The sequence below is a fragment of the Emticicia fontis genome, from assembly GCF_054779675.1.
Map to the genome: position 1 here is coordinate 1 of NZ_BAAGXU010000018.1, position 14,103 is coordinate 14,103.

General features: G+C 36.6%; 14 protein-coding genes. 1 reads left to right on the forward strand and 13 read right to left on the reverse strand.

The window, feature by feature from the left end:
- Window positions 1–74: 74 nt before the first annotated feature.
- The 3 genes from ACYVFA_RS10425 to map all read right to left on the reverse strand — a co-directional run bounded on the left by ACYVFA_RS10425 (window position 75) and on the right by map (window position 2,502).
- Window positions 75–467 carry a DUF1398 domain-containing protein gene (locus tag ACYVFA_RS10425; RefSeq protein ID WP_460471752.1) on the reverse strand — a complete coding sequence of 131 codons (393 nt, stop codon included), beginning with the start codon at window positions 465–467 and terminating at the stop codon, window positions 75–77.
- Window positions 468–547: 80 nt separating this feature from the next.
- On the reverse strand, window positions 548–1,585 hold the full coding sequence (locus ACYVFA_RS10430) for an aldo/keto reductase (RefSeq protein WP_460471753.1): 1,038 nt from the start codon (window positions 1,583–1,585) through the stop codon (window positions 548–550).
- Between the two features lie 152 nt (window positions 1,586–1,737).
- The gene (map, locus tag ACYVFA_RS10435; RefSeq protein WP_460471754.1) at window positions 1,738–2,502 is read right to left on the reverse strand and encodes a type I methionyl aminopeptidase; all 765 of its coding nucleotides are present in this window, start codon (window positions 2,500–2,502) and stop codon (window positions 1,738–1,740) included.
- Window positions 2,503–2,770: 268 nt separating this feature from the next.
- Between map and ACYVFA_RS10440 the strand changes: the two genes are divergently transcribed.
- Window positions 2,771–4,642, forward strand: a complete 1,872-nt coding sequence (locus tag ACYVFA_RS10440; protein WP_460471755.1) for a hypothetical protein — start codon at window positions 2,771–2,773, stop codon at window positions 4,640–4,642.
- Between the two features lie 80 nt (window positions 4,643–4,722).
- On the opposite strand, the gene rny is transcribed toward ACYVFA_RS10440, so the two are convergent.
- From rny to ACYVFA_RS10490, 10 genes are all read right to left on the reverse strand, one after another.
- Window positions 4,723–6,288, reverse strand: coding sequence for a ribonuclease Y (gene rny, locus ACYVFA_RS10445; protein ID WP_460471756.1), 1,566 nt, complete (start codon window positions 6,286–6,288; stop codon window positions 4,723–4,725).
- Window positions 6,289–6,441: 153 nt separating this feature from the next.
- The gene (gene zapA, locus ACYVFA_RS10450) at window positions 6,442–6,738 is read right to left on the reverse strand and encodes a cell division protein ZapA (RefSeq protein WP_460471757.1); all 297 of its coding nucleotides are present in this window, start codon (window positions 6,736–6,738) and stop codon (window positions 6,442–6,444) included.
- A gap of 35 nt (window positions 6,739–6,773) precedes the next feature.
- Window positions 6,774–7,145: a hypothetical protein gene (locus ACYVFA_RS10455; protein ID WP_460471758.1), complete on the reverse strand. Its 372-nt coding sequence runs from the start codon at window positions 7,143–7,145 to the stop codon at window positions 6,774–6,776.
- A 9-nt stretch (window positions 7,146–7,154) separates the two neighbouring features.
- Complete coding sequence (locus ACYVFA_RS10460; protein ID WP_460471759.1) at window positions 7,155–8,324, reverse strand: trans-sulfuration enzyme family protein; 1,170 nt, start codon at window positions 8,322–8,324, stop codon at window positions 7,155–7,157.
- Between the two features lie 37 nt (window positions 8,325–8,361).
- Complete coding sequence (locus ACYVFA_RS10465; RefSeq protein ID WP_460471760.1) at window positions 8,362–8,928, reverse strand: lysophospholipid acyltransferase family protein; 567 nt, start codon at window positions 8,926–8,928, stop codon at window positions 8,362–8,364.
- Window positions 8,921–10,057, reverse strand: a complete 1,137-nt coding sequence (locus tag ACYVFA_RS10470) for a site-2 protease family protein (RefSeq protein ID WP_460471761.1) — start codon at window positions 10,055–10,057, stop codon at window positions 8,921–8,923. The genes ACYVFA_RS10465 and ACYVFA_RS10470 overlap by 8 nt, the downstream gene beginning before the upstream one ends.
- 33 nt (window positions 10,058–10,090) lie before the next feature.
- On the reverse strand, window positions 10,091–10,711 hold the full coding sequence (locus ACYVFA_RS10475) for an HAD family hydrolase (protein ID WP_460471762.1): 621 nt from the start codon (window positions 10,709–10,711) through the stop codon (window positions 10,091–10,093).
- A gap of 184 nt (window positions 10,712–10,895) precedes the next feature.
- On the reverse strand, window positions 10,896–11,363 hold the full coding sequence (locus ACYVFA_RS10480; RefSeq protein WP_460471763.1) for a hypothetical protein: 468 nt from the start codon (window positions 11,361–11,363) through the stop codon (window positions 10,896–10,898).
- 89 nt (window positions 11,364–11,452) lie between these two features.
- The gene (locus tag ACYVFA_RS10485) at window positions 11,453–13,327 is read right to left on the reverse strand and encodes a TlpA family protein disulfide reductase (protein ID WP_460471764.1); all 1,875 of its coding nucleotides are present in this window, start codon (window positions 13,325–13,327) and stop codon (window positions 11,453–11,455) included.
- Between the two features lie 165 nt (window positions 13,328–13,492).
- On the reverse strand, window positions 13,493–14,080 hold the full coding sequence (locus tag ACYVFA_RS10490; RefSeq protein ID WP_460471765.1) for a hypothetical protein: 588 nt from the start codon (window positions 14,078–14,080) through the stop codon (window positions 13,493–13,495).
- Window positions 14,081–14,103: the final 23 nt, after the last annotated feature.

Below are 14,103 nucleotides of genomic sequence, written 5' to 3' on the forward strand. Positions count from 1 at the left end.
GCTATCTCCAATTGCTTACTCAATCTAGCAATTACTCAAAATTCGGGATGACTCATGTTTATGTTATTAAGCATTTAAGCACTTGGAATTGTCTCCACTAATACTTCATTGCCTTTTGTATCATAATAAGTACAAGTCATATAAGTTATATCAGTTACCCATTTTTCTATTCCGGTCTGAGCCGCTTGTTTACAGAAAGTAAGAAAATCTGATTGCCCTTGCTGATGTAATTTCAGGTAGTTTTTAAACTCATTTGTATCACTTTCATTCGCTATCAGTAAGGAATCATATTTATCCCCGGATATAAGTGCATAATTATCTACTCCAATGAATTCTGTATGCCCATCAATTACATAAGTACTATACCTTAAAATACCTAATTGCAGCAGGTCTTGAATGTATTTAGGAAAATCGGCTCCACTTTTTACTTTCGCGTGTGCTTCTTTAATTTGATTGAGTGTAAACATTTTTTTAATGGTTTTAAATTTTAACAAAGGTCGATATTGCGCCTATGTTGAAATTGTAAAAAAACGTTTACTCAATCGGCTTAATAAAATTTTGGCGGCGGATTTAAAGTCAGATTCTGACGTTGGTGCCAGTAGGGATAAATAGGAGGGACTTCGCTGGCTTTATCTAATCTTTTCACCTGGTCAGTTGTCAGGTTCCAGCCTATGGCTGCAAAATTTTCTTTCAACTGTTGTTCATTACGAGCTCCTACGATAATACTTGATACCGTGGGTCTTTGTAGAACCCAGTTGATAGCTACTTGTGCAATAGTTTTTCCGGTTTCATTGGCAATTTCTTCTAATACATCCACCACATTATATAAGATCTCATCATCAACCACCGCTGCCGGAATTGGACTACCGCCTTGTGCTGTACGCGTATCAGTTGGTTTAGGCTGATTTCGTTTGTATTTACCTCCTAACAAGCCCGCAGCCAACGGAGACCATACAATCGCGCCAACTTTCTGGTCGATTCCCAGCGGCATTAATTCCCATTCATAATCACGATTAGCCAAGGCATAATATACCTGATGTGCTACGTACCGGTTCCAACCATATTTTTCTGAAATAGCCAATGATTTCATTAAGTGCCAGCCTGAGAAGTTTGAAGCTGCTAAATATCTGATCTTTCCACTCTGTACTAAATCATCCAATGTGCGTAGGGTTTCTTCTATGGGCGTTACGCCATCAAAACCATGCATATGGTAAATATCAATATAATCTGTATTTAGTCGCTTCAAACTACCTTCTACTTGCTTTAACAAATGAAAACGTGAAGAACCCTGATTGTTCGGCCCTTGTCCGAAAGTAAAAGTAGCTTTAGTTGAAATCAATAGCTGGTCTCTTTTGCCGGCAATTGCTTTCCCTAATATTTCTTCTGATAGTCCTTGTGAATACACATCAGCCGTGTCAAATAGGTTAATTCCTGCTTCAAGACATAAATCCACCAGACGGGTAGCTTCTTCAACCTGTGTGCTTCCCCAGGCTTTGAAAAATTCACCACTGCCACCAAAGGTAGCTGTGCCGAAACTTAATACTGAAACATTTAAACCAGATGCCCCTAATTGTCTGTATTCCATATTTTGAAAAATTAGTGAATGAGTGATTTAGTGATTGAGTGAATAAATAGTACAAATTGTAATGATTTGCTTAATTTTTATGTTAATAGAATGATTTTTGAATTAAAATGTCTAGTGATTTAATCACTAATTCACACAATCACTCAATAATTTTATTCCCATATTTCGTTCATTTCAGTCAGAATGATGGGTTTGTCAGATGTTACTACAATCGTATGCTCATGCTGCGCTACATAGCCGCCTTTGTTGCCTAATAGCGTCCATCCGTCACTTTGGGTATCAGCCATAGTAGAATGGGTAGATATAAAGGTTTCTACGGCTATAACAGAGTTTTTTCTGAATCTGGTTGTGTTGTATCTATCATAATAATTGGCAATTTCATGCGGTTCTTCGTGTAAACTTCTGCCAACGCCATGCCCGGTCAGGTTTCTGATAACCTTATAGCCTGATTTCTTGGCTTCAGTTTCAATGAGTTTGCCTATATCGGCTATTTTTATACCCCCTTTAATCTGGCTGATAGCTTTCTTAAGAATACGTTTAGAGGCATCAACTAATGCCTGATGCTCGTTAGTATCTTCACCTAATACAAACGAACCACCATTATCTGACCAATAGCCATCTAATTCTGCCGATACATCAATATTGATTAAATCACCTGCTTGTAGAATAGTTTTTTCTGATGGAATACCATGTGCTACTTCGTTATTCACACTAATACAAGTTGCTCCAGGGAAACCATATGTGAGTGAGGGAGCAGGTTTCGCTCCTAAATCAGCCAATATTTTAGCGCCGAAATCGTCTAATTCTTTGGTTGTCATGCCCGGTCTGGCATGATTCCGCATTTCTTTTAAAGTGAGCGCTACCGCTTCACTTACTTTTTTCATACCCTCTAATTCGGATTCTTTAGTAATAGACATAGTTTTTAGTTTATGCTTTTATTGGGAACAAACGTATAAGCTTTATGATTCAATCATCAGCCATAAGTTGAAAATTTTACATGGAGGTACTCAATTCATAAAATTAATAACTCATCCTTAGAAAAATAGTATTGATGCAAAGATTTACAGATTATTTTAATATAAAATGCCGTAAAATAAATTTTTGCATATGTATTTATCTGAATTAACATTGGAGTTATATCGGATATTTATATTGTCATTATTAACTTCTATAACCTCACAAATAATGGAAATAATTGACATTACAAGCATTGAGTTCGGTGCAATTCCGAATGAGAACACTCAAATAGCTAAAGATGCTAATTTCTTTGCTATCCATAAAGCGCAGAAGAAAATCATGGATAATGATAACATCAATTACTCCATATTTTTACCGCCAGGGATTTATTACTTTGATAAGTCAATTCACATTTTTCAAAAAATTGAGCTTTTTGGTACAGGGAAAACACAATTTGGGGGTGGTAGCTTCCAATCAATTATTCAATTTACAGAAATTGATTGCTCATTTATCGTTCATGGAGAGTACTGTTTCAATGGAGGCGGCTATATCAACGAGCGAAAATCCTCTCTACCTATAGCCAATTGGCTTGAAATGTTCCCGGATGATACCAGTGTAACGCATGACACAAATGCCATAGAGGGTTATCCTGAAAATTATATGGGAAATAGTTGTAATGGTGGTTTCAGTATCATTCGAGATATTCAGATTTGGGGCATATTTCAACCTCATGTTAATTGGAATGACCCCAATGAGTTGTCGATTAATCTTGATCCTACTCATCCAAGGCGTATACTTATGTATACACAAAGCCCGGATAATGCGGGGATAAAATTAATAAGTGCGGCTTTATTATTTAGAGTCCAAATATCTCAGTTTGCAGGAACAGGTTTAGAAATAGATTCCGAGACTAAGTCTATAGGCATAAAAGAAATTAAACGAATTAACAATGCAGATTCATGGCTTGCCGAATCATGTATTATTACCGGTTGCGGTGGACACGGAATTCATACTTTTGGGAGAGATTCACAGGCTGGAATGTGTAAGGGTTTAAGAACTGTTAATATTATGGGCAACGGTATTTATGAGTCATCTTTTTTTGGTAATTCATACTATTCTTGTTATATCTATTACTCACTGGGGCACGGAATACGGGCAGATGCGCAAAATGGTTATTCAACAGTTTTTTACAGTTGCATGTTAGAACATTCAAGCCCTAACTGGGTCAGAATGCCTGCTATGGTCATTGGTGGAAATGATAGTGGAAGTAGTCCGTTTATTGATGAATCAATGTTTCATTCTACGGATACTCTAAACGATATAATTATAGATGGACATATTGGGCTTTTTAACCGTGGCCAACGCAATATGTACAAAGTGTCCACACCTTTTCAAATAAAAAATATTTTAAAAGATATAACCCTCTACTTGCAAAACGACCAATCAGAACATGAAAATTCTGCCTTAGGTTGGAAATCTGAAAATGAAGATAATGGTACTACTTTTTGGTGGCTTAAATATTGGGCGGAATCAAAAATCTGGAATATAGGTAAAAGTAAAGATTCGGGACTATATTTTACTACCAACGGACACGTTCGTCAAGGTGGTTATGCAGGTGTAGGAGGTTTACTACTTGGTTCATATAATCAACCTGTAAGAATAGAAAGTGGTTCTAGTGCCAGGCCAGAACTCTCTCAGGGTTTTAATCTTAGGGGAGATATAAAGTTTAATAATAGCCCAACGGTTGGAGGATATGCCGGTTGGATAATGGCAGAAAAAAATGGAGCAATAAACTGGTTTCCATTTGGCAAAATTGAAGATTTTACCTCTGATTCTGAAACTCCTACCAATGGTTTAAGAAACAATAATGGTAATTTGGAATTGTTGGTTGACAGGCAAGTGATAGGTAGCATTGATGTGGATGGAGGTGGATGGATATTAACTAAAAAAGGTTTTAAGCCTATACCACCATGGAACCCATTATTCGATGTCTTTACATCAGATATGAATAGTTTAGCAAAAGAATTAAATGAGAACATACAAAAAAAAATCCAATTAAAACTGATTGAAACACTCAGAGAAATTGGAAGTAAATTGTAGTTATTAACTGAAATTATACAAAAAATGAGTTATTCCTTTTTATCCGGAATAACTCATTTTTGTAATCTATTTTTTAATTCTTATTTCGCATAAGCCACGCTACGCATTTCGCGAATGACAGTTACCTTGATTTGTCCCGGATACTGCATTTCTTTTTCTATACGTTGTGAAATGTCGAAAGACATTTTGCTGGCAATTTCATCGTTTACATTTTCAGAGTCTACGATTACACGTAATTCGCGTCCGGCTTGTATGGCATAGCATTTTTCAACACCGTTGAACGACAATGCTAAATCTTCTAAATCGCGTAGACGTTGTACATAAGACTCCATCATTTCACGGCGTGCACCCGGACGAGAGCCTGAAATCGCGTCACAAACCTGTACGATAGGCGATATCATCGAGGTCATTTCAATCTCATCATGGTGAGCACCAATCGCATTGATAACTTCCGGATGTTCTTTGTATTTCTTCGCCAATTCCATGCCTAGCAAGGCGTGAGGTAATTCTTGTTCTTCGTGCCATACTTTACCAATATCGTGCAATAGACCGGCACGTTTGGCTAATTTAGCATTCAGACCCAACTCAGCTGCCATGGTGGCACACATTTTGGCAACCTCGCGTGAGTGTTGCAAAAGGTTTTGTCCATATGATGAACGGAAACGCATTCTACCAATCATTCTGATTAGTTCAGGATGCAGGCCATGAATACCTAAATCGATAACGGTACGCTCGCCTATTTCAACGATTTCGTTTTCAATATCTTTTTTGGTTTTTCCTACTACCTCTTCGATACGGGCAGGGTGAATACGACCATCCTGTACTAAACGGTGCAAAGACAGACGGGCAATTTCACGGCGGACAGGGTCAAAACTTGAAATTACGATTGCTTCAGGAGTATCATCTACAATTACTTCAACTCCGGTTGCCGCCTCGAGGGCACGGATATTACGACCTTCACGACCAATAATTTTACCTTTTACCTCGTCACTTTCAATATTAAATACCGATACGCAGTTTTCAATGGCTTGCTCAGAAGCAGTACGTTGAATAGTTTCGATAATAATCTTTTTAGACTCTTTCGTGGCCGATAATTTGGCTTCTTCAATGGTCTGCTTGATATAAGAAGAGGCTTTTGTTTCTGCCTCACCTTTCAGGGCATCAATCAATTGTTGTTTGGCCTGGTCGGCGGTCAGGTTGGCAATTTTTTCTAATTGTTCTACCTGTTGGCCAAGCATACGCTCAGCTTCTTCCTTACGCTTGTTTGCAACCTCAATCTGTTCGTTGAGCTTATGTTGTAAAGTATCTAATTCGGTTTCTCTACGCTTGTTTTGCTCTAACATCTGGGCAGCCTGTTGCTGCATTTGTTTTACCTTCTGCTCATTCTGAATAATGAAGTTTTTACGCTTGTTGGCATCTTCATCAAACTCAGCTTTTAACTTTAAAAAGTGTTCTTTTGCTTCTAGAATTTTGTCTTTTTTAATGTTTTCGGCTGTTTGTTGGGCGTTTTTTAGTAATTCATTTACACGTACTTCGGCTTCTGCCTCTTTGCTTTGGAAAGTTTTCTTAATAAATGCTCTGCCCACAAAGAACCCTATTACCAAAGCTAACAGGTCTGTGAAGAGCATCGTGATGATTTGTGACATCAAATTATATGTTTTAAATAATTAAGAATGAAATAAAAACCATTTTTGTTGTATAGAGTTCGGCTATGATGGGACAACAGCCCAAACAAAACCCTACCAAAAATGATTTGATTGACAGAAAGCAGAACAGCTTTGATGAAGAAATGTAGAATATTAATTGAGCGTAAGGCGGTTGCTGAGGTCTTCTAACCTTTTATCAAGGTCTTGTTGCAGCAAAAGATATTTATCCTGGTTTTTTTGATTTTCAACTACCCCCTCAATGGCGACAATGATCAGAAAGTCTAAAAAATCCATGTCACCCTCCCCATTTTTTTTCATATAAAAATTAAGGCGTTGATTAACAAAGGTAGCCGCATTACGGAAATATGGCTCTAACTCCGGCTGAATCTTAAGGGTAACTACTCTTTGCAGCACTCTTAAGTTGATTTCTATTTTTTCGCTATCGGCCATTGTTGATTCACCTCCAAGGGCTGTTTTAGGTTAAACTATTCTTCGTTCAGCAACTCAACGCACACATCAATCTCTTGTATTAAATCTTCTATTATTTTCTTCAATTGAGCCTTTTCTTCAGACTGTTGTACTTTACTAGCTACAATTTTAACACTTTCTTTTTTAATTTCTTTGTTTTTTTCAATAAAATCTTGATTTCTTTGCTTTATTTTCAGTTTTTTTATCTCCTCGTCCTTATCTTTTATGATTTTATTAAGTGTATTTAACTGAGTTTTCAGCAATAAGATTTCTTCTTGCGCCTGTGCCCGCTCAAAGAAAAGAGTATTGGTCAGCTTATTAAAAGCTGTAAAAGTTCTGATGTTTTCAGCTTTAACTATCTCTGCAATATATTTTTGTTCAACAGTCATAGGGCTTTATTACATACTCTTTTTGACTGCTTGTTTAAAGTCTGCAATTAAATCGCTTATATCTTCTAAACCAACAGACACACGAATCAAACCTTCAGTGATTCCTAACTTAGCTTTATCTTCTTTCGGCAATTTGCTATGTGTAGTGGTATTCGGATTAGTAATAATAGTACGCGAATCTCCCAGATTTGATGAGATAGAAACTATTTTCAGTTTTTGTGTAAAACGGTTTACACGCTCAAAGCCACCTTCTAGCTCAAAAGTTACCATAGCACCACCGGCTTTCATTTGTTTCTTTGCCAATTCATATTGCGGGTGGGATGGTAAATGCGGATATTTTACATTCACAATACCCTCCATTTTTTCTAATGCTTTGGCTAGTTTCATCGCATTCTCACAATGTCTTTCCATTCTGAGTTCAAGGGTTTCCAAACTCTTTGATAGTACCCATGCATTAAATGGAGACATTGACGGACCAGTATGTCTGCAAAAGAAACGAACAGGGGCTATTAATTCTTTTGTTCCGGTGATAATTCCGCCTAATACACGGCCTTGTCCATCCATAAACTTCGTAGCTGAATGCACAATCAAATTAGCACCATAGTCGGTAGGCGTATGAATAATTGGCGTAGCGAAACAATTATCTACATAATAAATCAGATTATGTTTTTTAGCCATGCGTCCAACCATCGCCATATCAACCAGTTCAAGACCCGGATTCGATGGTGTTTCCAGATAAATCATTTTGGTATTTGGCTGAACCGCCGCTTCCCACTCGCTTTCAGGTGCAGTTGCATCCAAATAGGTATGGGTGATACCCCATTTAGACAATATCTGTGTCAGAATCTGGTGTGCTGATCCAAATAAAGCTCTTGAAGAAACTACGTGGTCGCCTGATTTTAAGTGTGCAGCAAAGCCTGCAAATACTGCTGCCATACCGGTAGCAGTTGCCAAGCCTTCCTCACAGTTTTCAAGCATACAAACCTTATCAATAAACTCTTGTACAGATGGGTTTGAAAAACGTGAATAAAGATTCCCTTCCAGCGTTTCGTCAAAAATGGCTTTGCCTTGGGCGGCATCTTCAAAACAGAAACTACTAGTTAAAAATAATGGTGTTGAATGTTCTCTATATTGTGAACGTTTGGTCTGAATTCTTATTGATTGCGTCTGTTTTTTCATTGCACTGTTCTTCCTACTGATTAATCTATACTACTTATTAAAACTCCCCTTTTTCATAATTGGCTAACCAATCTTTTTTCACGCCTTGAATCTGCTCAAAAAAAGGAATAAAATATTTTTTCATATCTGCTTCAAAGTCTCCGCTGGTATAAAAAGGCTTTTCAACAAAAACCGTTCTTCGGGGATAATCGAACCCTACCATTATAATAGGTACTTTGGCTGCGTGAGCCATATAATAAAAGCCTGTTTTCAGCCTTGCTACATTCTTTCGGGTGCCTTCAGGAGCAATAGCTACCAGGAGCTTTTCGTGTCTATTGAAAGTTTCAGCTACCTGTTGAACAAAGTTTGTACTATGTGAGCGAACCACAGGAGTGCCACCTAAAGCCTTGAATAACCAACCAAAAGGCGGGCGAAACAGTTCGGCTTTGCCTAAGTACTTGATTGATTTTCCTAAATCAGAACGTGTACCCACACCAACCAGGAAGTCGTACCAGGTTGCATGAGGCGCCACTGCAAAAATCGCTTTTTTCAGGTCAGGCGGAAGATTGTCAATTGTTTTCCATCCCGCTAATCTGAAAATGGATTTTGCTAACCAACTAAACATTTTGTATAATAGTAAAAGGCTTCGGTGTAAAGCACAAAATAAAAATCAACAGGGCAAGCCAACCTAAAATTTGCCTTTCTAAGGTAAGTGGTTGCTTGTCGTAGGTTGGAGGGTGGTAGATTCCTAAGAAACGGCCAATCATTAAGCCAAAAGCTAAAAATCCTGAATACCCCTCAACTGTGGGGTAAAAATAAGTGATTATTAACTGAATCGCAATAACACTCAGGGTTATCAGCAAATTTGTCATAAGATTTTCTGAAACTTTGGAGAAACACAGATAGATAAAGCCAATATAAAGCGCAAATTTCCAGATTATATCGGTATTGGGCATAAAAAACTCATCAACTTTAAATAAGCCCAGACCTGCATAAAATACAAAACCTGTAAATAGGATAGGAGAAACGATATTAAAAGCTCTGTCACCAATCAAACCATAAAGAATGTGCCCACCGTCTAGCTGGCCAATAGGGAAGAGGTTTAGCGCTGTAAAGAATAAAGACAAATATCCTGCAAAAATGATTGGATAATTGGTGAATAGATAAGGGTGGGGTAGTTCGCCAACGGCAATGTAATCCTGAAAGAATTTGAATAGTAAACTATCCCCAAGTTTGATAGAAACATAGTCTGGTGTAGTTTCCAGGAACTTTCCATACTCCATCCCATATTGGTTTAGTTGTGGAAATAGATTAAAAACATAATCTAGACTTGGCAAATGCGTAAAGCCATACCAAAGTACGCCTAATGCAGCTACAAAGCCCGCTAAAGGGCCTGCAATGCCTATATCGAAATACTTCACTCTTGATTGGATTCGTTCTTTGATACGAATAAAAGCTCCTAAAGTACCAAAGGTTGAACTAAGTCCGCCTAACCAAAGGGGAATATAAAATGGGAGTGTTACGTCGGTTTTATGTTTTTTTGCTACAAAATAATGCCCGAATTCATGGATAGTCAGCACCCCTAAAAATGGAATTGAGTATTGAAGACCCTGGACCAGTTCGTGCCAGCCCATCGGATTCGATCCAAAAAAGAAAGAATTGCCGAAAATCCATTCTGCTCCTGTAATTGTTGTGGTGATAAGTGTAACTATAAAGAGGGCAATTTGTATAAGTAATGTTCGGTTTTGCTTCATTAGCTAAGTATAATTGTGGTACAAAGAAACGATTTAAAAAATCGTTTTACAATATTCAACGATAGAAGTATGAGGTTCAACCAGTATAGTTTGCATACCTAATGCACTGGCCGATTGAATATTATGCGGATTATCATCTAAAAACAATGCCTCATGCGGTTTTAGCTTGATCTTTTCTAATACATATTCATAAATTTCGGCATCTGGCTTCCACATCCCGATTTCATAGGAGAGGAATAACTGGTCGAATAATTCGTCGAGATGTCTGTAACCAAAAGTTTTCTTTAAATAAGAATTAGAAGCTTCAATGTGAATGTTGTTGGTATTACTCAGGAGATAAATTGGGTACTTTTTGCGAAGTTCTATTAAAAAATCAATTCTTTCCTGCGGAATGTCCAGTAAAAGGGAATTCCATGCTCTGTCTACTTCATGATCACTTAAAGGAAAACCAACGGTTTGTCTGACAATTTCTCTGAACTCAATGTCAGTAAATTGCCCGGTTTCATAACGTCTGAATAGCTGATTTTCTGATACGAGTTTTTCGATAACTGCTTGTCTTTTGCCAGTAAGACTGGCGAATGCCTGGAAGGTACGAGGGATGTCGATGTTGATGATTACGTTTCCGAAGTCAAAAATAACGGCTTTTACTTTCATACAAATTTGAGGTAGAGATGGAGCAATAAAAAAGTGTCAAACTGTTGTTAAACGTCTGACACTTTCGAAATATTTTGTAGTATGCGGCTTCTGAATTAAAAAAGTATAAACTTTTAGCTAAGTTTTGGGTGAAAATTGCTTGTACTGATGACTTAAAGGAAAAACCAATAGGTATGCTAGCTCTTCATTTATAGATAGTTACTATCTTCTCGTTTGGATGAGTCCAGATTAAACTATCATTTAAAAAAAGTTTATCCGTATAAGCGCCGTTTTTATGTTGTACTATCTGAAATTTGACTTTGTCTGAATCTTTATCGTTCCAATGAATAGTCACTGTATGCTCATTGGTTAGGGCTTCATAGGTTGTCGGGAAAATACGAAGATAATATATGCCATCACTTTGATAAAAAACAGGCTGACTTCTATCGATACCCTTAACGATAAATTTCTTGCCCGGATTGGTAGAAAATTCTAATGCAAGACTTTTGGCATCAATATAATTTTTCGAGTTGGGGTTGAATAAATCAGCACCCGTGTTCTTTTCAATAACTGAAATGGTAGCTGAGGTATCAATAATCACGCAGCAGATATTATTATCTTTGCAACTAATAATGATAAAGTTAATAGCCAGAGCAAGAAGTAAATTTTTCATGTTTGAGGATGTAAAATTGAAAAACCTGTTTTAATTATTGACACTAAAACTCCGGACAAGGTTGTGAATTTTTAAGCAAAGCCTAAGTTTTATTTAATCAATTGCTCAATAACGGTATCCAGTTTTTCAAGAAACCCCTCTGCCTCACCTTCCTGCCTGAATCGGATATTACCATCTTTATCAATGATAAATTTTGTCGGCAAGCTATTTACTTTGAGTTTGTCCACTGCTACATTGTCTTGATCGAACACTATCGTAAAATCATATCCTTTACTTTTTATCAGTTTTTTAGCTTTTTCTTCAACATTGCCTCCAAATTCCAACGTGTTCAAGAAAAGAAAAACTACATCAGCCTTTCCATATTTTTTTGTGAGGTTATACATGCCCTCGAAGCCTATAATACAACTGTTACACCAAGTTGCCCAGCAATCAACCACAACGACTTTCCCTTTTAGCGATTCTTTAGTTACCTGTTTGCCAAGCGTATCAACAAAATAAAAATCAGAGAGCGGTTGATTGATAAGGCTAACTGGCACACGATTTTTAAAATTATTTATACTAACAGTAGAATTTAGGTTTGTAGATTTCTTCAACTGATTCAAAAAGGCATCTATATGTGGGCTACTTTTTTGTGTACTTACAAAACGCCGGGCTTCTTCTTCAGCTTGTTCAGTTTTACCTCTTTTGATTAAACAATCTATGTATGTCTCATTTATTTCTGTATGTTCTCCAAATGCATAAGTATATGCAGCTTCTTTTAAAACTGAGTCAGCCAATGCTAGCTTATTATTTTTCATTAATATTACTCCATAATTCTTAATAACCCAAGCGGCATATTTACGCCTGTAATGGTTAACTTCTTCATCGGTCATATAAAGAGGTTCATTCCAATATCTTGGTTCTTTAAGATTTTTAAGTTCAAAAACACAGGCTCTTTTAGCAAGAATTTCTGCATTTTCTAAATAAGAGTCTTTATTAACTAAATCAGAAGACCCTAAATATAAACTAGTACGTTGCCCTACTGCATTTAATTTTGACAATTCTATTTCCCATTCATCAAACCTATTTTCCTTTAAATAGTATACCGCTAATCTGGCGAGCATTGTTCCTCTTTTGAATTGATTCAGTTTTACAGTAATAGAATCTTCCAGATCATTATACCTGGCACAAAAAGCGTCATACATCTCTTTCTTTTTAGAAAAACTTTTTTCTCGTGCAAACTCCATGTGAAAGTCTCGGTTCGCTTCTTCAATTACACTACGATCCTTCGGATATTTCTCGTGCCTTTTTTTATTCAGTTCTCTGGCAGTGGTATTTTCATTTATCTCAGCATAAAATTTTGCCAGAAAACGCATTTCGACCTCAGTGAGGTCGTCATATAAAACAAATCCTTGTAACTCTCTTTTAAATTGATTTTTATTGAAATTATTATCGCCCTTCATGGACATTAAATAAAATATTAAATGATTTCTTTTCAGATAGGGATTTTGGACAAATTCTTTTTGGTATAAGTCTAGTGAAAGATCAAACCTTTGGGCTAGAGAAAATGCATTATGATGCCAACAGCTATACATATCAGCCATTGTTGAGCGTGCGCCAGCAACCAATTTCCCATTAGCATATACAGGACTCCAATACCCCCCCTCATGATTACTATCGATTACCCCTGATGAGTCATGAAATACCATTAGAAAACTCTTTGTCTCAGCACCAAGTATAAATTCAGCCTCGTATTGCTGATTTTTGTTTTGCAAAGGAAGAACAGTCACTCGTGTCTGGTCAGTGTTTTGATAGAGGTAACAAGAAAGTTTGGCTGTTGTTGAAGGCAGATCAGGTCGGTAAATAAGTTGGACTTTTTGTCCCGCTTTTGGTTCAGCGGGTATAAGCTTTACCTGAGTTGAAAGATTTTGAGAAAAACCAGTAAATGAAAAGATAAACCACAGCAAGCAAAGTAGGTGTTTCATAGAATTAGTAATTGAAAGGTCAAGCAAAAAAATAATTCAGCATCAAGTTCAAGGCTAAATTAAACAATATTTAGCTATGAAAAAATACCCTATAATAAATATGCTTTTGTACAAACACTAATCCTGAAAATTTTATTCCAGACTTATACTAAGGAAGACAAGCTTTTAAATAGTATCAGTAGCTATAACTCTATCCAAATCCTCTTCAAAGTACCTTCGGGTTTTCATTTTTTCATTTACTTCAATAGAGTAAATATGTTTGCCGTCATTATTATGCCAGCTGATTCCTTTGATGATTCCAAATTCTAATTTTCCTTTTGAACTATAAAATTTCACGTCTTCCAAAGGTTTGAATTTAGGTTCCTTATAAGGTACAGTATGTATATATTTTTCTAGAATACGAAAAATTTTATCCCCAAAGTTTAACATTAAATAATTATCTTCTTTTCCAATGCACTGATGCATACTATTGATATACGGGTAGTTTTCCAAGATATGCCAATCATCAGGATGGATATAATGCTTTTGATTATAGTTAATAATAGAATATAAATTAGCACCAAACCATTTATTTACTGGGTCCTTGACTCGTAGCTTTTCAATTAATGCCGAAGATTCCGAGTAAGATTCAAATATTGGCTCTTTAATTATTTCAGAAGATTTGGAACTGGGTTTGGCAGAATTCTTTTTTTGCGCGTCTTCAAGAAAATAAATTATCATGCGCACCACCAAAACTATAATCAGGGCTTCCATAAAATGAATAGTTCAAAAGTCAA